We start from the raw sequence: 19,465 nt of genomic DNA, 5'->3' as shown, positions 1-19,465 counted from the left end.
CCTCGGCCTCTCCTGATCCCCCCCGCTTACGGGAGGGGCTAGGGAAGGGGCTGTCCTAGCAAAGAGGCAGCATCGCATGCCGCACTGCCCTCCCCCAGCCCCTCCCGCAAGCGGGAGGGGAGCAGAAAGACGGGGGAGAGCTTTCAGCCAGCCGCGACGCGCACCGCTTCGCAGATCCGATCGACCACCGCTTCGACCTGCGCGGGGTCGTCGCCCTCGGCCATCACGCGGATCACCGGTTCGGTGCCCGACGGACGGATCACCAGCCGCCCCCTGCCCTTCAGCTCGACCTCGGCCTGCGCGATCACCGCCTTGACCGCCGCATCGTCGAGCGGCTTGCCGCCCGCGAAGCGCACGTTCTTGAGCAATTGCGGCAGCGGCTCGAAGCGATGCAGCAGCTCGCTCGCCGGTGCCCCCGCCCAGGCGAGCTCGGCGAGGATCTGCAGCGCCGCGACAAGACCATCGCCGGTCGTCGCATAATCCGACAGGATGATATGCCCCGACTGCTCGCCGCCGACATTATACCCCTGCGCGCGCATCGCCTCGAGCACGTGGCGATCGCCCACGCTCGTGCGCACCATGCCGATACCCTGCGCCGCAAGGTGCCGCTCGAGCCCCAGGTTCGACATCACCGTCGCGACCAACCCGCCATTCTTCAACCGCCCGCTGCGCGCCCAGCCACTTGCGATCGTCGCCATCAGCTGGTCGCCATCGACGACGTGGCCCTTTTCATCGACCACGATCAGCCGATCGGCATCGCCGTCGAGCGCAATGCCGAGGTGCGCGCCCGTCTTCACGACGGTCTCGCACAGCAGCGTCGGCGCGGTCGAGCCGACCCCGTCATTGATGTTCTTGCCGTTCGGCGTGACACCGATCGCGACGACCTCGGCCCCCAGCTCCCACAAAGCGGTCGGCGCGACGCGGTACGCCGCGCCATTGGCGCAATCGACGACGATCTTCATCCCGTCGAGCCGCATATTCTCGGGGAAGGTCGATTTGGCGAAATGGATATAGCGCCCCTGCGCATCGTCGACACGCCGTGCGCGACCGATTTCGGGGGCGGGCGAAAGATCGATGTCGCCGTCGATCAACGCCTCGATCGCGAGTTCGTCGGAGTCCGAAAGCTTGTAGCCATCGGGCCCGAACAGCTTGATGCCGTTGTCGAAATACGGGTTGTGGCTCGCCGAGATCATCACGCCGAGATCGGCGCGCATCGACTGCGTCAGCATCGCGACGGCGGGCGTCGGCATCGGCCCGAGCAGCACGACGTCCATCCCGACCGAGGTGAATCCCGCGACCATCGCCGATTCGAGCATGTACCCCGACAGCCGCGTATCCTTGCCGATCACGACGCGGTGGCGGTGATCCCCGCGCCGGAAGTGCGCGCCCGCGGCCATCCCGACCTTCATCGCCATCGCCGCGGTCATCGGCGTTGTGTTGGTGAGCCCACGAATCCCATCGGTGCCGAAATATTTTCTTGCCATGCGCGCGCGTCCATTCGGTTATGCGGGTTCCTCTTTGGGGCGTTCGACCGCGTCCCGCAATGACAAGGGCGAGCATGTCGGCGAAGTTGAACACCCCATCGACCCGGATTTTGCTGTCGCTCGTGGCCGGGCTCGCGCTCGGCACCGCGCTCGCAGCAGGGCTGCCGGGCGCCGTCCCGACCGTCACGGCGATTGCCGGACCGATCGGTTCTGCGTGGCTCAACGGCTTGCAGATGACGGTCATTCCGCTCGTCTTCGCGCTGCTCGTTACCGGGATCGCCGAGACGACGGCGGCGGCACAAAGCGGTGCGATCGCGGCGCGCTCGATCGCGATCATCCTCGTCGTGATGATCTCAAGCGCGGTCGCCTCGGCGATCTTCACGCCGCTGTTCCTCGGCATCGTGCCGATGCCCGCTGCATCGGCCGCGGCGCTGCGGGGTGCGCTGGTCGATGCAGCGCCCGCCGGCCCGGTCCCGCCGCTCGGGGAATTCCTCGCCGGCATGGTGCCGAGCAACGTCGTCGCCGCTGCCGCGAACGGCGCGTTCCTCTCGCTGATCCTGTTCGCGCTCGTCTTCGCCTTTGCGCTCACCAAGATCGATCGCACCGGCCGTGACATCCTGACGAGCTTCTTCGCGGCGATCCGCGATGCGATGCTGGTGATGATCGGCTGGATCATCTGGATCGCGCCGATCGGCGTCTTCGCGCTTGCGCTGAGCGTTGCAGCCAAGACCGGCACCGCCGCGGTCGGCGCGCTGTTCCATTACGTCGCAACGGTGTCGGCCGTCGGGGTCGTCGTCAGCCTGTTCGCGCTGCCGCTCGCGGTGTGGGGCGGACGGATCGCGCTTGGCCGCTTCCTGCGCGGCTCGGCGCCAGTGCTCGCGGTTGCGCTCAGCACGCAGAGCTCGCTCGCCAGCCTTCCCGCGATGCTGCGCAGTACCGAGGCGCTGGGCGTTCCCGTCGCCACCTCGGGCGTGGTCCTGCCACTGGCCGTCGCGATGCTGCGTGCGACCGGGCCGGCGATGAACCTCGCGGTGGCGATCTACGTCGCTTCGTGGTTCGGCGTGCCGCTGACCTTCGCGACGCTGAGCGCGGCGACCGCGATCGCGGTGCTCACCTCGCTCGGGTCGGTCAGCTTGCCGGGGCAAGTGAGCTTCATCAGCGCGATCGCGCCGCTCGCGGTAACGCTTGGCGTGCCGGTCGCGCCGCTTGGGCTGCTCGTCGCGGTAGAGACGATGCCCGATATCTTCCGCACGCTCGGCAACGTCATCTTCGACATGGCGGTCACGCTGACAGTCGCGGCGCGGAGCACCGCCGCGCCCGAAACCGCCGCCGATGCGCTGCTGCGCGATCCCGCCTAGCGGCGCAGCATGGCTTTCTTGAGCCGGGCGTGCGCCGACGCCTTGATCTGGCACACCCGCGCCGCGCCGACACCGATCACCGAGCCGATGTCCTCGAGGTTGAACTCCTCGACATAATACAGCTGGATCACCAGCGCCTCGCGCTCTGGCAGGCTGGCGATCGCGGCGATCAGCGTGTCACGCTCCTGCTCGTCGGAGAGGTGGGCGAACGCGTCGGGCTCCTCGCTCGCGAACCACGGGCCCTCGTCCGAATACACATCGTCGATCGGCTCCATCCGCACCGGCTGGGCATTGGCATAATCGAGCCGGAGCTTCTCGGGCGTCACGCCGATCCGCGCGGCGACGAGCGCCGCATCGGGCGCATGGCCGAGTTCGGTGGTCAGCATCGCGACGGTCTCGGCATACAGGCGTTTCCTTTGCATCGCGCCGCGCGTGATCGTCGCGCTGCGGCGCAGCGCGTCGATCATCGCGCCGCGCACGCGGGTGGCGAGATATTGTTCGAAGGTCACTTGCCCGCGATCCTCGAACGCAGCGGCCGCTTCGACCAGCGCGACCATCCCGGTCTGGACGAGATCCTCGACCTCGACCGCCGACGACATGCTGCCGTGGATATGCCGCGCGATGCGCCGGACGAGCGGGAGATGCTTGCGCGCCAGCACGTTCATGTCGGGCGCCGCGGTGCGGCCATAAACGAGCGGCTGGGCGTCGGCGAAAAGCGCGGGGTTGGGCTGTGCGGTCATGCTGGGAGCGCTCCGGCTGCGCCGATCACGGCGACGACTTCGACCGATTTGTCCTCGGGGACTTCGAAGAAGCTCATCACCGGGATATCGGGCAGGCAGGTCTTGACGAGCTTGCGGATCGCGACGCGGATCGCGGGCTGGACGACGAGCGCGAACGGCTTGGCCTCGTTGATCAGCGGCTGCGCGGCGTTCTGCAGCGCATCGACGATGCGGCGGCCGAGATCGGGCTCGATCGTATGGCGCTTCGACGGATCGCCGCGCATCGCCTGGCCGAGCAGCCCTTCGAGCTGCCCCTCGAGCGTCATCACGCGCAGCGGCTCGCGCACGCCGCACAGCTTGCCGATGATCAGCCCGCCGAGCGCCGGGCGGATCATCTCGATGATCTCGTCGGCATCGAGCGTCTTCTGTGCCGCGACCGCGATCGCGGCGGCGATGCGGCGGAATTCCTTGAGAGGCACGTTCTCCGCGAGCAGCCCGCGCAGCACCTGGGTGAGCGTGGTGAGCGGCAGCGGATTGGGCGAGAGCGACGCGACCAGGTTCGCCGCGCGCTCCTTGAGCCCGTCGAGCAGCGCCTGGACTTCGTCGGGGCCGAGCAGTTCGGAGGCATGGACGCCGAGCTGATGGTTGAGATGCGTCGCCATCACCGTGCCCGGATCGACCACGAGATAGCCGGCACCCGTCGCGGCATCGGCGTCGCTCGGCGCGATCCACACCGCGTCGAGCCCGAAGGTCGGATCCTTGGCGCGCTTGCCCATCAGCCCGCCGACCGCCTGGCCGGTATCGAGCGCGAGCATCTCGTCGGGCGAGACGCTGTCCTCGCCGACGACGACGCCGCCGACGATGATGCGATAGGCGAACGGCGCGAGGTTGATGTCGTCGCGCACGCGGACCTGCGGAATGACGAAGCCCATGTCCTTCGACAGCTGGCGCCGCACCCCGGTGATCCGCCCCATCAGCGGCGCACCGCGGCGCTCGTCGACCAGCGGCACCAGGCCGTAGCCGATGTCGAGATTGACCTGCATCGTGTCGGCGACTTCGTCCCAGCCGATCTTCGAATAATCGACCGGCTCGGCCGGCACGATCTCGACCGGCGCGGGGCGGCGCGAGGCCTGGCGCATCTTCCACGCGGCGAAACCGGCAAGGCCCGCGGCGGGCAGGATGATGAGGTGCGGCATCCCCGGCATCACGCCGAGCAGCCCGAGGATGATCGCGACCGGGGTCCAGGTCCGTGCCGAGCCGAACTGGCTGCCGATCTGGCCGGCTAGATCCATCGTCGACTGGACGCGCGTCACGATCGCGGCAGCGGCGATCGACAGCATCAGCGACGGGATTTGGGCCACGAGCGCATCGCCGATTGCGAGCAGCACGTAATTGTGCGCCGCCGCCGCGATCGTCATGCCGTGGCTGACGGGACCCAGGATCAACCCGCCGACGATGTTTGCGGCGAGGATCAGCAGGCCCGCGACCGCGTCGCCCTTCACGAATTTCGACGAACCGTCCATCGACCCGTAGAAATCGGCCTCGGTCGCGACTTCGACGCGGCGCAGCTTGGCTTCCTCGGGGGTAATGAGGCCGGCGTTGAGATCGGCGTCGATCGCCATCTGCTTGCCGGGCAACGCATCGAGCGTGAAACGCGCCGACACTTCGGACACGCGACCCGCGCCCTTTGTGACGACGATCATGTTGATGATCACGAGGATCGCGAAGACGAACAAGCCGACGACATAATCGCCGCCGATCAGGAAGGTGCCGAACGCCTCGATGACATGGCCAGCAGCGCTCTCGCCCTCATGCCCGTGGACCAGCACGACGCGCGTCGAGGCGACGTTGAGGCTGAGGCGGAACAGCGTCGCGAACAGCAGGACGGTCGGAAAGGCCGAGAAATCGAGCGGCTTCTGCGCATTCAGGCTGACCATCAGCACCGCGAGGCTGATCGTGATGTTCATGATGAAGAACACATCGAGCATCGCCGCCGGGATCGGCACGACCATCAGCACGACGAGCAAAAGGATCGCGACGGGGAGCGCTGCCGAACGCAGCAGCGGCAGGATCCCGCCCGCCTTTCCGGCGGGAGCTGTCAGAGCAATCGCCACTTAGTTACGCCCCCATCTGCGCGAGCAACATGTACGCGAGCCGCGCGTTCGCCGGCGTCGGTCGGAGCAAGCTGGCGGCTGAGTTCGACGCCATCTGCGTCGTCGAGCTGCCCATCGCCCCGCCCAAGCGCTCGAGCGTCGATTGCGCCCAGATCGTCGCGTCCGAGGTCGAGGTTTCGGCATTGCCGGGGATGACGTCGGCGCCCCACGAACCAAGCCGCGTCGCGGCCAGGCCCGACGTTGCGGGTGCGCTGGCGCCCTCGATGCTCTTGCCGAGCTTGGCCGAGAAGCGGCTGTAAATGTCGGAGAGCGATCGCGCGCTGCCATCGGAATTGAAGAACACGCCGCGATTGGCGCGTGCGGCGGCGGGGAACATCGCCGCGCCGCTCTTGTCGGGATTGGCCTGCATCGTCGTCAGGAACGAGCGCGCGCCGCCGAGCCCGAGGAAATGCGCCATATAGAGATCGGTGCCGGTCGCGGTGCGCCCGGTCGCGCTTTCGAGCGCGTCCTTATTGTCGCTAGCATGTTCGGCCGCCATCAGCGACGCCGCCGCCGGATCGTTGCGCAGCGCGAGGATCGCGCGCTTCATCGTCGGATCGGAGACCGTGGCATGCCCGCCGGCACCCGTCGTAATCGCGTTGGCAGCCCAGGCGAGGCCGTTCTCGGCGCCGTGCGCTTTCACGACGCGCAACCAGCTTTGGTCGACGAACTGGTATAGCCCGCGCGCGCTCGACGTCCCGGCCTTGGCCGAGGCATTGAGTCCGCTCTCGAGCTTGGCTTGCCCCAGCAGATAGTTGAAGTCGATGCCGGTCTTCTGACTGGCATTGGCGATGGCGTTGCGGATCGCACCGCCAGCGCCGGTCGCATCGACCGCCCCGTTCAGAATGGAAAGTGGATTGAAAGGCATCGGACCCCTGCTTGCGCGTCTTCACGGCAAGCACAGCAAGGGTCGTGCCAAGATGCTTAATCAGGCGTAAGCGGCGAGCCCCATGCCGGGGCGATAGACCGTTCCGGGGCCCGACCCGGTCGCGACACCGGCAGAACCGGTCAAGGTTTGCAGGCGGCGGCGAACATTTGCCGCCATCAGATTGACGTAGATCCGGCAGGTTTCGTTCAAGCGATGCGCTTCCTCGGCAAGCGCGCGCAGCTCATCGCCGGCGGGCGCCTGGCCGAACGCGGCAACCGCCTCGATCGCGGCGAGCTTGTCGGCGGTCGCGCGCTCGAGCGCGGCGACGTCGTTGACCTTCAACGCACCGATCTCGGCATGGAGCGCTTCGATCACGCCGATCAGCGCGTCGCGCCGCGTCGGGACGCTCATTTGTTCGGGCTCCAATACAGTTTCAAAGCGAGCATCCGGTCGGCAATCGTTTCAGGGGAGATCGGGTACGTTCCGTTGCGCACAGCACGGCGGACTTCGTCGACGCGCTCGGTCTCGGCGGCGCTTGGCTTGCCGAAGTCGAAGGCGATCGCCGACAGCTCGCGCTGCTGGGCCACCGCGTCGCTCCGCCGCTCGACCGTCGCCGCGGGCTTTGCTGCAGCGGCTACCGGCACGACCAGCCGGTCGTGCGGTGTGACTGCCTTGGATCCGATTGCATCTACCATGTCTGCACCTTCGCGGTTCTCGCTGACATAGAGAGGAACGACCGATGCGCGCGGACCTTAAGAAAAGATTTCGCGCTTTTTTGGCAGTGCCGCTTATTCGGTCCAGCCCGGCAGCGTCGCGCGGCCGCTGTCGATCGCGACCGCCTGGATCGGTGCCTTGGCGGCGTCGATCTTGACGAGGAAGCGCCCGCCCGCGACGGCATCGCCGACCGCGATGCCATCGCGCGTGATCGAGAAGCCGCGCGACCCCGCACTGATCGTCACCGGATCGCCGCGCTTGATGACATAGACGGGGCGCGCCGCGCTGACTTCGCTTGGCGTCAGGACGAGCGGCGCGGCACCCTTGGGCGCCGCCACGGGCAGCTTCATCGGCACATACATCCGCCATTCGGGCCCGGTGCACGTCACGACCACGGCATCATGCACCTCGGAGCGCCACGCCAGCGACACCATCGGACAGGCGGCCAGCTTCAGTCGGCTGTCGATCGGCGTGCGCGCGCCCCCTTCGTCGCCAATGCCGTGCCCGGCAAAGGCGGTCACGGCGCGGTCGAGCGCGGTGGTATCCTGGAAGGCCCGCGGCGCTGTCGCGGCGAGCGGCGCGGCGACGGCGAGCAAGAGCAAGGGGAGACGACGAATCATCGCGGGGTCCTTTGAGGCGGCAAATTGGGGTTGCCGGGCGGCAAGCGCGTGCCGGCCCCGGCAAAGCCGGTGGAAACAGTCACCGATCGGCCCAGCGGTCGCGCGGTGGAGACGATCGTGAGGCGATCGGCGGGAACGGCATGCGCGACGAGCAGCAGCGTCGCCACCGCGCGCGCGCGATCGGCGGCGAGCATCGCGCCGCTCCCGGTGACGGGGTCGACATCGCCAGGCGAGCCATCGACCGCTCCGGCGATCCGCAAGGTCACCCGGCGGTCGCGCGTCGCCTCGCGCGCCCAGGCAATCAGCGCGGCGGGCGACTCCGTCGCCACTGCCGAGCCCGGCGCAAAGCCGCGCAACGCGCCGACCGACACCGCGATCGGATCGGCGGGCTCGGTCCGCGCGCTGTCGCGCACGCCGAAACCCTCGCGCAGGCCCTTGGCGAGCGCATGCCGGTCGAGCGTCTGGCTCGCCTGGAGAAACACGAAGAAGCCGATCAGCAGAAGCGCCAGATCGGCGAGCGTCATCAGCCACACCGGCCGGCTCGAACCGAGCTCGGGCAGCGCGTCCTCGAAGGCAGCGGCGGTCATGCGACTTCCATCAGCGCGGCACCGCGCGGCCGCTCGCGCGCGGCGAGCGCGATAAGCGGCGGATCGAGCCGCAACCGCTCGATCGCCTCGTCGCGGGCATGGCGGCGCAGCCGCGCGGCGATCGGCGCAAGCACGAGATTAGCGAGCACCGCACCATAGAGCGTGGCGAGCAAGGCGACCGCCATCGCCGCACCGATCGCGGCGGGATCCTGCATCTTCACGAACATGCCGACGAGGCCGATCAGCGTGCCGACCATCCCCATCGCCGGCGCGGTCTCGGCCGCGCCCGACCACAGTTCCGCAGACGCCACGGCGCGTTCGGTGCGCGCGCGGCGGCGCTGGCGGAGCAGTTCGGCGACATCCTCGGGCGTCGCGCCATCGACGATCGCGGCGACCGCGGCGGCGATGTCGGGGTCGGCGATGACGGAGCGGTCGAGCGCCATCACGCCGTGGCGCTTGGCGATGCGGCCGAAGGCAGCGATCTGGTCGAGCAAAGGGTCGGCATCGAACCGCGCCCCGGCAAGTGACCCGAGCGCGGCAAACCCGCCCGCCAGGTCGCGCGCCGGCGTGCGCAGCACCATCGCCGCGAGTGTCCCCCCACCGACGATGGCGAAGGCGAGCGGATCGAGAAAGGGGGCAAGGAGCGCTGTCATCACACCGTGCACTGCAAGGCGCGGGCCAGTTTCATCCCCGCGTCGCCCCGGCGCAGGCCGGGGCCGCCATGGGACCGCGCACGGCGTCACCCGCGCGCTACGCCAGCTCTCTCACGTCGCAGCGGCCCCGGCCTGCGCCGGGGCGACGACCGGCAATCGCATTGCCGCCCTCCGGCAAGCGTTTGCCGCCCGCTCCCGCCGAATGCCGCATTTCACCCCCATACTCCATTTGGCACGCCCCTTGCTGATACCCCTTCGCGCAATAAGGCGCTGGAGACGGGCGATGCCCAACGACAGTTTGTTCGGAGTACATGGGTCAGCCCTCGAAGTGCGTTCGCAGCGCATGGGCGTACTCGCGTCGAACATCGCCAACGCTTCGACCCCGGGCTTCAAGGCGCAGGACGTCGATTTCCACACCGCGCTCGCCGCGGTCGAAAATGCCGGCGGCGGCAATGCGAGCATCACCGGTGCGCTGCAATATCGCGTGCCCTCGCAGCCTTCGCTCGATGGCAACACCGTCGAGCTCGCGACCGAGCAGACCGCCTTTGCCGAGAACGCCGTCGCCTATCAGACGACGCTTTCCTTCCTCAACGGGCGGATCAGCCAGATCACCCGTGCACTGCGAGGCGAATAGAATGGCCGATCCTCTCACGATCTTCCAGGTCGCCGGGCGCGCAATGTCCGCGCAGCTCGTGCGGATGAACACGACCGCGTCGAACCTCGCCAATGCCGGTTCGGTCACGACCAGCGCCGAGACCGCCTACCGCACGATCAAGCCGATCTTCCGCACGCAGTACGACAAGGCCTCGGGCCTCGCGACGGTCAATGTCGAAAGCATCGTCACCGCGGGCGAGACGCCGTCGAAACATTACGATCCGTCGCATCCGCTCGCCGACAAGGACGGCAACGTCTGGGAATCGGCGGTCGATGAAACGCGCGAACTGGTCGACATGATGGAGACCTCGCGCACCTACCAGAACAATGTCGAGGTCATGCAGACGGCAAAATCGCTGATCCTCGATACCCTCAAGATGGGACGCTAACATGGCCAGCACCTTCGATTCCACGCTCTCCAGCCTCGGCATCAGCGCGACGAAGTCGACTTCGGCCGCAGCGGCCACCGCCAAGTCGACCTCGCTTGGCACGTCGGATTTCCTCAAGCTGCTCACCGCGCAGCTGCAGAACCAGGATCCCTTCTCGCCGACCGACAACAGCCAGATGGTCGCGCAGCTCGCGCAGATCACCAGCACCTCGGGCATCGCCGACATGGGCACGACCTTGAAGGCGATCCAGACCAAGCTCGGCGCCACCAGCACCGCCGACGCGCTGTCCTATGTCGGCAAGACGATCCTGACCGAAGGCAGCACCGCCTACGGCCGGACCAGCGGCGGCATCGCCGGCGCGGCCGAGATCGACGGTGATGCGAGCGCAGTCCGCGTCGCGATCAAGGATGCCAACGGCCAGTTGCTCAACACGCTCGACCTCGGCGCGCAGAAGGCCGGCACGATCAATTACGACTGGGACGGCAAGACCGCGAGCGGCACCGACGCCGGCGCCGGCCCCTTCACCGTCTCGGTCAGCGCGAGCAGCGCCAGCGGCAGCGTCGCCGGCCGCAATCTGGTGTGGGCGCCGGTCTCCACCGTTTCGGTTCCCGCCACTGGCAGCCCGACGCTCACCGTCCCCGGTGTCGGCCAGGTCGCGCTGAGTGCGATTCGCCAAGTCGGCTGACGCCCTTCCCCCGCTTTCTTCCCAGATTTTCAGGAGCCCGCCATGTCCTTCTACACCTCGCTCAGCGGCCTGCAGGCCGCGCAGACCGAACTCTCGACCGTCAGCCACAACCTCGCCAACGTCTCGACCGACGGCTTCAAGAAGAGCCGCACCAATTTCGCCGACGTGATCGCCTCGAGCATCGCGACCGATCCGACCAAGCTCGTCGGGTCGGGCGTGGTCGTCAAAGCGAACCAGCAGCAATTCACGGAGGGTAATCTCAAGACCACCGGCGGCGCGCTCGATCTCACGGTGACCGGCGACGGCTTCTTCACGGTCAAGACCGCCGGGCTCAATCCCACCACCGCCTATACCCGCAACGGCGGCTTCAAGGTCGATCCGGCGACGCACAACATCGTCGACGCGCAAGGGTCGGCGCTGCTCGGCTATCCAGTCGATGCCAAGGGCAACGCCACCGCAACGGGCGCGGCGGGGCTGAGCGCGCTCAACCTGGCCGAGACGAGCGGCACCCCGGTGGCGACCGGCAAGGTCGCGCTCGGCGTCAATCTCTACGCCGCCGCGAGCGTGCCGTCCGCGACCTTCAGCCCGACCAACGCCGCGAGCTACAACAGCACGACGACGTCGACGATCTACGATTCGTCGGGCAAGGCGAGCACGCTCACGAACTATTACGTCAAGACCGCGGACAATGCCTGGACGGTGCACAGCTTTGCCGGCGACAAGGAATTGACCGTCGGCGGATCGACCGCGGGAACGCCCGTGACGTTTGGCAGCGACGGCAAGCTCACCGCGCCGACCGCGGCGATCGCCTATGACGCCTTCATGCCCGGCACCGGCGGCGTCTCGCAGACGCTGACGGTCGATCTGGCGGGTTCGACGCAAGCCTCGACGGCGTTCGCGGTCAATACGCGCAGCGTCGACGGGTCTTCGGTCGGCATGCTCGCCGGCGTGGCGGTCGATACGCAGGGCATCGTCTCGGCCAATTATTCGAACGGCGACACCGTCGCGCTCGGCAAGGTCGCGCTCGCCAATTTCGCCGATCCAACGGGCCTTCGCCAGATGGGCAACAGCTATTGGTCGGCAAGCGGCGTTTCGGGCCAGGCGACGCTCGGCGCCGCCAACGAGAACGGCTTCGGCTCGATGCTGTCGGGCACGCTCGAGGGGTCGAACGTCGATATCACCGAGGAACTGGTCAATCTGATCGCGGCGCAGCGCAACTTCCAGGCCAACGCCAAGGCGCTCGATACCGCCAGCCAGATCTCGCAGACGATCATCCAGATTCAGGGCTGATCGGGAGGCGATTGGAGTAGCGCATGGACAAGCTGGTCTACACCGCGGCCTCGGGGCTCAAGGCGCATCTCGCGTCGCAGGCCGCGATCGCCAACAATATGGCGAACGCCTCGACGATCGGTTTTCGCGCCGATCGCGTCGTGTTCGACCGGCTGTCCTTGCAAGGCTCCGATTTCGACACGCGTACGCCCGCGTCGGCCGAAGTGGTCGATGCCGATCGCAAGGCCGGCACGATCCAGCAGACCGGGCGTCCGCTCGACGTCGCGGTGGCGAGCGACAGCTGGCTGACCGTCCAGGCGACCGACGGGACCGAAGCCTATACGCGCCGCGGGGATCTGGAAATCGCGCCTTCGGGCGTGCTCCAGACCGGCGACGGCTTCCCGGTGATCGGGTCGGGGGGCCCGATCACCATCCCGCCGGCACAAAGCGTCAGTATCTCGCAGAGCGGCGAGATCTCGATCATTCCGATCGGCGGCGACATCAAGAATCCGCAAGTGATCGACACGCTCAAGATCGCCAGCGCCAAGGGGTCGGACACCGTCAAGGGCACCGACAATCTGCTCTACGTGCGCGGCGGCGGCGTGCTCCCCGCCGATGTCGACGCGAAGATCGAGAGCGGCGCGCTCGAGGGATCGAACGTCAACATGACTCAGGCGCTGGTCGACATGATCGAGAACCAGCGCAGCTACGAGGTCCAGGCCAATCTGATGAAGTCGGCCAAGGACATGGATGAATCCAGCGCATCGCTGATGCGGCTGCCAAGCTGAAGAAGGAATAGACCATGGGTAGTGCAGCCATGCAGATCGCGCGGACTGGGATCGATGCCCAGGACATGCGCATGCGCGTCATCTCGAACAACCTCGCGAACGTGAACACCACGGCGTACAAGAAGGACCGGGCCGCGTTCGAGACGCTCGCCTACCAGACGGTCACCGCGCCCGGAGCGCCGAGCTCTTCGGAATCGAAATACGCGACGGGGCTCAACCTCGGCACCGGCGTCAAGATCCAGGGCACCGCGCGGATCGATACGCAAGGGTCGTTCCAGCAGACCAACAACAGCCTCGACATGGCGCTCGACGGCGATGGCTATTTTCAGGTCCAGCTGCCCGGCGGCACGCTCGGCTACACCCGCGCGGGCAATTTCTCGCGCAGCCCCGAAGGGCTGCTGGTGACGAGCGAGGGCTATCAAGTCCAGCCCGGCATCACGATCCCCGAAGGCGCGACCGCGATCACCGTCGGCACCGACGGCACCGTCTCGGCGACCGTCCCCGGCCAGTCGGCGTCGACCCAGCTCGGCCAGATCCAGGTCGCGAGCTTCCCCAATGCCGCGGGCCTGCTGTCGAAGGGCGACAATTACCTTGCCGAAACCTCGGCGTCGGGCGCGGCCAATCTCGGCATCGCGGGGCAAGAAGGCCGCGGCAACATCCGCCAGGGGCAGCTCGAAGGATCGAACGTCAACGTCGTCGAGGAGCTCGTCGACATGATCGAGACGCAGCGCGCCTATGAGGTGAATTCGAAAATGATCACCGCGACCGACGAGATGCTGAAATATGTTAACCAAAATCTGTGATGGTTAACACCATGACATCCCTCTCTCTCCGAATCGCCTGCGTCCTGACGCTCGCTTTGGTGCCGACGGTCGCGCAAGCGAACCTGTTCGGCGGCAAGAAGAAGCCCCCGGTCGATTTCTCGGCGGCACTCCCCGCAGCCGAGCCCGAGGCGCCGCTGGTGGCGAACGGGTCGATCTTCCAGGCGAGCACTGGCTATGCCGCGCTCTACGAAGGCACGCGCGCGCGCCGCGTCGGGGATCCGCTGACGATCGTGCTGGTCGAAGCGACCGCTGCCTCCAAATCGGCCAATTCAAAGCTCGGCTCGAGCGGCGGCCTCAGCCTGATCCCGCCGACAACCGGCCGGCTCGCGCTGTTCCAGGGCACCGACGTGTCGATGAGCGGATCGCGCAATTTCAACGGCAGCGGCGCCGCCGACCAGTCGAACAGCCTGTCTGGCGAGGTCAGCGTGACGGTGAGCAAGGTGCTCTCGAATGGCACGATGCTCGTTCAAGGGCAGAAGCGCGTCACGCTCAACCGCGGCGACGAGTTCGTCCAAATCAAGGGGCTGGTCCGCTCGGCCGATATCGACGCCAACAACCGCATCCCCTCGACGCGCGTCGCCGACGCGCAGATCGCCTATACCGGCAAGGGCGACGTGGCGCGCGCGAGCCGCCAAGGCTGGCTGAGCCGCTTCTTCTCGGTGGTGAGCCCCTTCTGATGACCCTTTTGCGCGCCCTCCCCCCCGTCACCCCCGCAAAAGCGGGGGTCCCGCTTCTCCTTCGGACCGCGGGCAAGAAGCGGGACTCCCGCTTTCGCGGGGGTGACGGCTGGAAGCTGGTGCTCGCTTTCCTTTTCGCCGTGCTGTTTGCCACTCCCGCCTCGGCCGACCGGATCAAGGATCTCGGCGGCTTCCAGGGTATCCGCACCAACCAGCTGACCGGCTACGGCATCGTCGTCGGCCTTCCCGGCACGGGCGACGACAATCTCGAATACACCATCCAGTCGATGAAGGCGGTCGCCTCGCGCTTCGGGCTGCAATTGCCCGCAAACGTCAACCCCGGCCTCAAGAACGCCGCCGTCGTGATGATCACCGCCGATCTGCCGCCCTTCGCCAAGCCTGGCCAGAAGCTCGACATCACCGTCGCCTCGATGGGCAAGGCCAAGTCCTTGCGCGGCGGCGCGCTGATCATGACCCCGCTGCTCGGCGCCGATAACCAGATCTATGCAATGGCGCAGGGCAATCTCGCGGTCGGTGGCCTTGGTGCCGAGGGCAAGGACGGTTCGACGATCGTCGTCAACATCCCCTCGGCGGGCCGCATCCCCGAAGGCGCGACGGTCGAGCGCGCGGTCGCGACCGGGTTCGAGAACACGCCCACCCTGACCTTCAACCTCGCACGCGCCGATTTTACGACAGCGCAGAACGTCGCCGGCGCGATCAATTCGCGGCTCGGCGCGGGCACCGCGCAAGCGACCGATGCCGTTTCGGTCGCGGTGCGCGCGCCGGTCGGCGGCGACATCCGCGCGACGCTGATGAGCGAGATCGAGAACCTCGACGTCGTCTCGGCCGAACCCTCGGCAAAAGTAATTGTTAATGCCCGGACGGGAACGGTCGTTATCAACTCTGCGGTCCGCGTCGGCACCGCCGCGGTGACACACGGCAAGCTGACGGTGCGGATCGACGAAACCGAGAAGGTCAGCCAGCCCTTGCCGTTCAGCCAGGGCCAGACCGCCAAGCAGCAAAAGTCCGCAGTTGCGGTCGACGAGGAAAAGCACCCGATGTTCCTGCTCGAGCCCGGCCCCAAGCTGTCCGACGTGGTCAAGGCGGTCAATGCGATCGGCGCCTCGCCGGCCGATCTGGTCGCGATCCTCGAAGCGCTCAAGGAAGCCGGCGCGCTCAAGGCCGAGTTGATCGTGCTATGAGCGACGTTCCCGCCATCACCCCGATCCCGGGCCCGACGACAGGCATCAGCGTCGACACCAGCCGCTTGCAGAGCCGCGCCAATCTCGAGGCTGCCGGCAAGAAGTTCGAAGCGGTGTTCACCGGCATGATGGTCAAGTCGATGCGGTCGACGCATCTCGCCGAGGATGGCCTGTTCGGCTCGAAGGGCATGGATACTTTCAAGGAAATGCAGGACACGCAAGTCGCGCAGAACATGGCCGAGCATGCGCCGCTCGGCATCGGCAAGGCGATGACCGCGTTCCTCGCCAAGTCGCAGGCCGCCCTGCAGCCCGCCGCCGAGCCGCCGGCTGAGGGCAAGACGCCGTGAGCGACCTGCTCAGCATCGGCGCGAGCGGGGTGAAGGCGTATCAGACCGCGCTCACCACCGTATCCGAGAATATCGCAAATGCCGCGACGCCGGGCTATGCCAAGCGGACCGCGGATTTGCGCGAAGTCGCGCCCGCGCTCGGCATCGCGAGCGGCGGCAAGATTGCGGTCGGACAAGGCGTCATCGCCGCCGGAATTACGCGCTCGGCCGACTCGCTGCGCGCCGCCGACGTACGCAACGCCAGCGCCGATCTCGCGCGGACCGACACCAGCGTCGAATGGCTCGGCCGCATCCAGAGCGCGCTGACCGGCAACCAGGTCGGCGAGCAGATCACCGGCTTCTTCAATTCGGCCAAGACCGTCGCTGCCGATCCCACCGCATCGGCGCCGCGCGCAGCGATGCTCGAACAGGCCAAGACCGTCGCCGCCAGCTTCGCTGCGACGGGCAAGGCGCTCGACAGCCTCGACGCCGATCTCGATACGACCGCGACGCAGGCGGTGACGACGCTGACCGCGCTCGGAACTGCGCTCGCCAAGGTCAATGACGGGCTTGGCCGCGTACAACCCGGCTCGAACGGCGCAGCACAGCTCGCCGACCAGCGCGATTCGATTCTCGATCAAATGAGTGCGATCAGCGATCTCTCTGTTTCGACCGACTCGGCCGGGCGCGCGAGCGTGAAGCTCGGCAACGGCGGCGGCCCGACGCTCGTCGCGGGCAACCGGTCGGCAAGCGTTGGCTTTGCACGTGGCACCGACGGGACGGTCGCCTTCACCGTTCAAGCCGCCGACGGCGTGGCGCCGGTGACCTCGTCGGGCGGCGCGCTTGCGGGCATGGTCGAAGCCGCAGCGCGGATCGCCGATGCCCGCATCCAGCTCGGTGGGATCGCCAGCGCCTTCACCAGCGGCGTCAACGCCGTCCAGGCGGAAGGCAGCGACCTCACGGGCACTGCCGGCGCAGCGCTGTTCGCGACCGGCAGCAGCGCGACCGACATCACCGTCGCACTCACCGACCCGAACGGCATCGCCGCCGCCGCCAAGGGCGCGGGCCCGCGCGACAACAGCAATCTCGCCAATCTCGCCACGTTGCGCACCTCTGGCGCGTTCGAGACCAAGGCTACCGCGCTCGTTTCGAGCAACGCGGCCACGCTCGCCAGCCGCCAGCAAGTCGCGACAGCGCAAGGGTCGATCCGCGACAATGCAATTGCCGCGCGCGACGCCGTATCGGGGGTAAACCTCGATAGCGAAGCAGTCGACCTGCTGCGCTTCCAGCAAGCCTATTCGGCGTCGAGCCGCGTGATCCAGGTCGCGCGCGACACGCTCCAGTCGATCCTCGACATCCGCTAGGACCCGCCATGCAGATCGGCACCAGCCAATTCTACGACACCGGAGCGTCGCAGCTGTCGAAGCTGTCGGCCAAGGCCGACACGCTCAACACGCAGATCGCGTCGACCAAGAAGTTCACCGATCCGTCCGCCGACGTGGTCGCGTACAACCGCCTTTCCACGATCAAACAGGCGACCGCCGACAGCAAGGCCTATGCCAGCAACGTGAGCATGGCGACATCGCTGCTGCAGCAGTCGGATTCGACGCTGAGCGCGATCGGCACCCAACTCCAGCAGGCGGCCGAGCTTACCACGCGAGCCGCGAACGGCACGCTCAACGACACCGACCGCAAGGCGATCGCGATCCAGCTGCAGAGCATCCGCGACGATCTCGTCAATCTGGCTGGAACAAAGGATGCGCGCGGCCAGCCGCTGTTCGGCGCGGCGACTGGCACCAATGCGGTGACCCAGGCGGCCGACGGCACGGTCAGCTTCGGCGGCACGGGCGAAGTCTCGGCGATCCCGGTCGCCGACGGCACCAACATCCAGGCGACCGACAGCGCGCAGCGCGTGTTCGGCAACATCCCGACGAGCGGCGGCGGCACGACCGATGCGTTTGCGGTGCTCTCGAACTTCATCTCGGCGCTCAACGCGGGCGGCGACATTTCGAGTGCTGCGGGCACGGCGGCCGATGGACTCAAGAGCGCGATGACGCAGGTCAACGCGGTCCAGGGCTCGGTCGGCGCGCGCGCGGCGCGACTCGACATCGTCTCGACGCAGTCGACCGACGCCGCCAGCGCGCGCGAGCTCGATCGCTCGGCGCTCGAGGATACCGACCTGTCGAGCGCGATCGCCGAACTGCAGAAGACGATGACGGTGCTTTCGGCAACGCAAGCAAGCTTCACCAAGCTCGGCTCGCTCTCGCTGTTCGATTACCTCAAATAAGCCGGTCTTCCGCCGGGAGCGCGAGCGATCGGCGCGGCTCGCCCCGCTCCTGAGGGCGATCGGGGTAAAACAAACCTTCGTTGGTTAACTGGTTGAACACCAATCCCCGCTAAGCCGTCATCATAGTCCGCAGGTCCACCCGACCCGCGTCAGCCAGGGGCCACCGCCACTCATGTTTCCGGTCATCGGCATAGTCGTTCTTCTCGTGATGATCTTCGGCGGTTTCGCGATCACCGGCGGCGCGCTCGGCCCCGTGATGGAGGCCATCCCGCACGAGATGCTGATCATCGGCGGCGCCGCAGTCGGCGCGCTCATCATCGGCAATTCAATGAAGGAGCTGAAGGCGCTCGGCGGCGGGTTGATGAAGGTCTTCAAGGGCCCGAAATACAAGAAGCAGGATTATCTCGACGTCATCTTCCTCGTGTCGAAGCTGATGAAGATGCTGCGCACCGAAGGCCCGATCGCGCTCGAACCGCATGTCGAGGATCCGGCTTCCTCCGCGGTGTTCGCCGAATATCCGCGGCTGCTGTCGGATCATGCGCTGACCAATCTGATCGCCGATACGCTCCGGCTCGTCGTCGTGTCGTCGGGCACGCTCGACGTCCATGCCGTCGAGGACGTGATGGATAACATGATCAAGACCCACCACCACGAGGTCGAGGGCCCGCAAGGCACGATCGCGACGCTCGCCGACGCGCTCCCCGCGCTCGGCATCGTCGCGGCGGTGCTCGGCGTGGTCAAGACGATGGGCTCGATCGACAAGCCGCCGGCGATCCTCGGTGCGATGATCGGCTCGGCGCTGGTCGGCACCTTCATGGGCGTTCTGCTCGCCTACGGCATCGTCGCGCCGCTCGCCAATCGCCTCAAGCAAGTGCTCGATGCCGATGGCGCGATCTACCATGTCGTCAAGCAGATCATCATCGCCTCGCTCCACGGCCACCCGCAGCCGCTCGTCATCGAAGCAGCGCGCTCTGGCATCGCGCATTCGAACCAACCCGGCTTCGCCGAGGTGTTCGACGGGTTGCGGGGGCGGTAATCGTGACGGATCTAACGCGAAGCCGCGAAGGCGCGAAAAAGACTTTCACGCGGAGCCGCGGAGACGCGGCGGCGTCGCACGTCGTTGCTTCGGCAGCGCAGCACCATTGCCGTGCGGAAGACGACAGCATGCTGACGCGCGCGCATCCTGCTTTGCGGGAACTGCGCGCTCT

22 protein-coding genes are annotated in these 19,465 nt (G+C 67.2%); 13 read left to right on the top strand and 9 right to left on the bottom strand.

The window, feature by feature from the left end; translation table 11 throughout:
• Window positions 1-143: 143 nt before the first annotated feature.
• Window positions 144-1,484, bottom strand: a complete 1,341-nt coding sequence (glmM, locus tag ACP7C5_RS00315) for a phosphoglucosamine mutase (RefSeq protein WP_354288142.1) — start codon at window positions 1,482-1,484, stop codon at window positions 144-146.
• 74 nt (window positions 1,485-1,558) lie between these two features.
• Here glmM and ACP7C5_RS00310 point away from each other — a divergent pair, with 74 nt between their 5' ends.
• Window positions 1,559-2,842 carry a dicarboxylate/amino acid:cation symporter gene (locus tag ACP7C5_RS00310; RefSeq protein ID WP_426262790.1) on the top strand — a complete coding sequence of 428 codons (1,284 nt, stop codon included), beginning with the start codon at window positions 1,559-1,561 and terminating at the stop codon, window positions 2,840-2,842.
• On the opposite strand, the gene ACP7C5_RS00305 is transcribed toward ACP7C5_RS00310, so the two are convergent.
• The 8 genes from ACP7C5_RS00305 to ACP7C5_RS00270 form a co-directional block, all read right to left on the bottom strand.
• A complete protein-coding gene (locus tag ACP7C5_RS00305; protein ID WP_133191636.1) occupies window positions 2,839-3,582 on the bottom strand; it encodes a sigma-70 family RNA polymerase sigma factor in 744 nt (247 codons plus the stop codon). The two genes, ACP7C5_RS00310 and ACP7C5_RS00305, sit on opposite strands and share 4 nt — an antisense overlap.
• On the bottom strand, window positions 3,579-5,630 hold the full coding sequence (flhA, locus tag ACP7C5_RS00300) for a flagellar biosynthesis protein FlhA (RefSeq protein ID WP_426263365.1): 2,052 nt from the start codon (window positions 5,628-5,630) through the stop codon (window positions 3,579-3,581). Before flhA ends, ACP7C5_RS00305 begins: the two co-directional genes overlap by 4 nt.
• A gap of 49 nt (window positions 5,631-5,679) precedes the next feature.
• The gene (locus tag ACP7C5_RS00295) at window positions 5,680-6,582 is read right to left on the bottom strand and encodes a lytic transglycosylase domain-containing protein (RefSeq protein WP_133191635.1); all 903 of its coding nucleotides are present in this window, start codon (window positions 6,580-6,582) and stop codon (window positions 5,680-5,682) included.
• 60 nt (window positions 6,583-6,642) lie between these two features.
• Window positions 6,643-6,993 (bottom strand): flagellar protein FlgN, encoded by a 351-nt coding sequence (locus tag ACP7C5_RS00290; RefSeq protein ID WP_133191634.1) that lies wholly within the window; start codon window positions 6,991-6,993, stop codon window positions 6,643-6,645.
• Window positions 6,990-7,277 (bottom strand): flagellar biosynthesis anti-sigma factor FlgM, encoded by a 288-nt coding sequence (locus ACP7C5_RS00285; protein ID WP_133191633.1) that lies wholly within the window; start codon window positions 7,275-7,277, stop codon window positions 6,990-6,992. The genes ACP7C5_RS00290 and ACP7C5_RS00285 overlap by 4 nt, the downstream gene beginning before the upstream one ends.
• Before the next feature lie 93 nt (window positions 7,278-7,370).
• Window positions 7,371-7,916, bottom strand: coding sequence for a flagella basal body P-ring formation protein FlgA (locus tag ACP7C5_RS00280; protein ID WP_206365609.1), 546 nt, complete (start codon window positions 7,914-7,916; stop codon window positions 7,371-7,373).
• On the bottom strand, window positions 7,913-8,503 hold the full coding sequence (locus ACP7C5_RS00275; protein WP_322160910.1) for a flagellar motor protein MotB: 591 nt from the start codon (window positions 8,501-8,503) through the stop codon (window positions 7,913-7,915). Before ACP7C5_RS00275 ends, ACP7C5_RS00280 begins: the two co-directional genes overlap by 4 nt.
• Entirely contained in the window at window positions 8,500-9,156 is a 657-nt protein-coding gene (locus tag ACP7C5_RS00270) for a MotA/TolQ/ExbB proton channel family protein (RefSeq protein ID WP_426262789.1), read from the bottom strand. The genes ACP7C5_RS00275 and ACP7C5_RS00270 overlap by 4 nt, the downstream gene beginning before the upstream one ends.
• A 283-nt stretch (window positions 9,157-9,439) precedes the next feature.
• Here ACP7C5_RS00270 and flgB point away from each other — a divergent pair, with 283 nt between their 5' ends.
• The 12 genes from flgB (at window position 9,440) to motA (ending at window position 19,293) form a co-directional block, all read left to right on the top strand.
• Window positions 9,440-9,790: a flagellar basal body rod protein FlgB gene (gene flgB / locus ACP7C5_RS00265; protein WP_133191630.1), complete on the top strand. Its 351-nt coding sequence runs from the start codon at window positions 9,440-9,442 to the stop codon at window positions 9,788-9,790.
• A 1-nt stretch (window position 9,791) separates the two neighbouring features.
• A complete protein-coding gene (gene flgC / locus ACP7C5_RS00260; protein ID WP_133191629.1) occupies window positions 9,792-10,199 on the top strand; it encodes a flagellar basal body rod protein FlgC in 408 nt (135 codons plus the stop codon).
• Window position 10,200: 1 nt separating this feature from the next.
• Window positions 10,201-10,884 (top strand): flagellar hook assembly protein FlgD, encoded by a 684-nt coding sequence (locus ACP7C5_RS00255; protein WP_426262788.1) that lies wholly within the window; start codon window positions 10,201-10,203, stop codon window positions 10,882-10,884.
• Window positions 10,885-10,926: 42 nt separating this feature from the next.
• Window positions 10,927-12,174 (top strand): flagellar hook protein FlgE, encoded by a 1,248-nt coding sequence (locus tag ACP7C5_RS00250; RefSeq protein WP_354288135.1) that lies wholly within the window; start codon window positions 10,927-10,929, stop codon window positions 12,172-12,174.
• Window positions 12,175-12,197: 23 nt separating this feature from the next.
• A complete protein-coding gene (locus tag ACP7C5_RS00245) occupies window positions 12,198-12,941 on the top strand; it encodes a flagellar basal body rod protein FlgF (RefSeq protein ID WP_189676999.1) in 744 nt (247 codons plus the stop codon).
• A gap of 14 nt (window positions 12,942-12,955) precedes the next feature.
• A complete protein-coding gene (flgG, locus tag ACP7C5_RS00240) occupies window positions 12,956-13,744 on the top strand; it encodes a flagellar basal-body rod protein FlgG (RefSeq protein WP_010184707.1) in 789 nt (262 codons plus the stop codon).
• A gap of 11 nt (window positions 13,745-13,755) precedes the next feature.
• On the top strand, window positions 13,756-14,442 hold the full coding sequence (locus ACP7C5_RS00235) for a flagellar basal body L-ring protein FlgH (protein ID WP_229839444.1): 687 nt from the start codon (window positions 13,756-13,758) through the stop codon (window positions 14,440-14,442).
• Between the two features lie 119 nt (window positions 14,443-14,561).
• The gene (locus ACP7C5_RS00230) at window positions 14,562-15,644 is read left to right on the top strand and encodes a flagellar basal body P-ring protein FlgI (RefSeq protein WP_354288133.1); all 1,083 of its coding nucleotides are present in this window, start codon (window positions 14,562-14,564) and stop codon (window positions 15,642-15,644) included.
• Window positions 15,641-15,991, top strand: a complete 351-nt coding sequence (locus ACP7C5_RS00225; RefSeq protein ID WP_133191624.1) for a rod-binding protein — start codon at window positions 15,641-15,643, stop codon at window positions 15,989-15,991. Before ACP7C5_RS00230 ends, ACP7C5_RS00225 begins: the two co-directional genes overlap by 4 nt.
• On the top strand, window positions 15,988-17,334 hold the full coding sequence (gene flgK / locus ACP7C5_RS00220; RefSeq protein ID WP_426262787.1) for a flagellar hook-associated protein FlgK: 1,347 nt from the start codon (window positions 15,988-15,990) through the stop codon (window positions 17,332-17,334). Before ACP7C5_RS00225 ends, flgK begins: the two co-directional genes overlap by 4 nt.
• Before the next feature lie 8 nt (window positions 17,335-17,342).
• The gene (locus ACP7C5_RS00215; RefSeq protein ID WP_426262786.1) at window positions 17,343-18,257 is read left to right on the top strand and encodes a flagellar biosynthesis protein FlgL; all 915 of its coding nucleotides are present in this window, start codon (window positions 17,343-17,345) and stop codon (window positions 18,255-18,257) included.
• A gap of 172 nt (window positions 18,258-18,429) precedes the next feature.
• Complete coding sequence (gene motA / locus ACP7C5_RS00210) at window positions 18,430-19,293, top strand: flagellar motor stator protein MotA (protein ID WP_133191621.1); 864 nt, start codon at window positions 18,430-18,432, stop codon at window positions 19,291-19,293.
• The last annotated feature ends 172 nt before the right edge of the window (window positions 19,294-19,465 follow it).

It is taken from the genome of Sphingomonas sp. PWP1-2 (genome assembly GCF_049898305.1).
Classification (GTDB): domain Bacteria; phylum Pseudomonadota; class Alphaproteobacteria; order Sphingomonadales; family Sphingomonadaceae; genus Sphingomonas; species Sphingomonas glacialis.
This window is presented reverse-complemented; position numbering and strand designations above follow the sequence as displayed.

Bases quoted from the DNA above. Each gene is read 5' to 3' on its own strand.
- glmM (WP_354288142.1), bottom strand. From the start codon at position 1,484: ATGGCAAGAAAATATTTCGGCACCGATGGGATTCGTGGGCTCACCAAC.
- ACP7C5_RS00310 (WP_426262790.1), top strand. From the start codon at position 1,559: ATGTCGGCGAAGTTGAACACCCCATCGACCCGGATTTTGCTGTCGCTC.
- ACP7C5_RS00305 (WP_133191636.1), bottom strand. From the start codon at position 3,582: ATGACCGCACAGCCCAACCCCGCGCTTTTCGCCGACGCCCAGCCGCTC.
- ACP7C5_RS00295 (WP_133191635.1), bottom strand. From the start codon at position 6,582: ATGCCTTTCAATCCACTTTCCATTCTGAACGGGGCGGTCGATGCGACC.
- ACP7C5_RS00290 (WP_133191634.1), bottom strand. From the start codon at position 6,993: ATGAGCGTCCCGACGCGGCGCGACGCGCTGATCGGCGTGATCGAAGCG.
- ACP7C5_RS00285 (WP_133191633.1), bottom strand. From the start codon at position 7,277: ATGGTAGATGCAATCGGATCCAAGGCAGTCACACCGCACGACCGGCTG.
- ACP7C5_RS00280 (WP_206365609.1), bottom strand. From the start codon at position 7,916: ATGATTCGTCGTCTCCCCTTGCTCTTGCTCGCCGTCGCCGCGCCGCTC.
- ACP7C5_RS00275 (WP_322160910.1), bottom strand. From the start codon at position 8,503: ATGACCGCCGCTGCCTTCGAGGACGCGCTGCCCGAGCTCGGTTCGAGC.
- ACP7C5_RS00270 (WP_426262789.1), bottom strand. From the start codon at position 9,156: ATGACAGCGCTCCTTGCCCCCTTTCTCGATCCGCTCGCCTTCGCCATC.
- flgB (WP_133191630.1), top strand. From the start codon at position 9,440: ATGCCCAACGACAGTTTGTTCGGAGTACATGGGTCAGCCCTCGAAGTG.
- flgC (WP_133191629.1), top strand. From the start codon at position 9,792: ATGGCCGATCCTCTCACGATCTTCCAGGTCGCCGGGCGCGCAATGTCC.
- ACP7C5_RS00255 (WP_426262788.1), top strand. From the start codon at position 10,201: ATGGCCAGCACCTTCGATTCCACGCTCTCCAGCCTCGGCATCAGCGCG.
- ACP7C5_RS00250 (WP_354288135.1), top strand. From the start codon at position 10,927: ATGTCCTTCTACACCTCGCTCAGCGGCCTGCAGGCCGCGCAGACCGAA.
- ACP7C5_RS00245 (WP_189676999.1), top strand. From the start codon at position 12,198: ATGGACAAGCTGGTCTACACCGCGGCCTCGGGGCTCAAGGCGCATCTC.
- flgG (WP_010184707.1), top strand. From the start codon at position 12,956: ATGGGTAGTGCAGCCATGCAGATCGCGCGGACTGGGATCGATGCCCAG.
- ACP7C5_RS00235 (WP_229839444.1), top strand. From the start codon at position 13,756: ATGACATCCCTCTCTCTCCGAATCGCCTGCGTCCTGACGCTCGCTTTG.
- ACP7C5_RS00225 (WP_133191624.1), top strand. From the start codon at position 15,641: ATGAGCGACGTTCCCGCCATCACCCCGATCCCGGGCCCGACGACAGGC.
- ACP7C5_RS00215 (WP_426262786.1), top strand. From the start codon at position 17,343: ATGCAGATCGGCACCAGCCAATTCTACGACACCGGAGCGTCGCAGCTG.
- motA (WP_133191621.1), top strand. From the start codon at position 18,430: ATGTTTCCGGTCATCGGCATAGTCGTTCTTCTCGTGATGATCTTCGGC.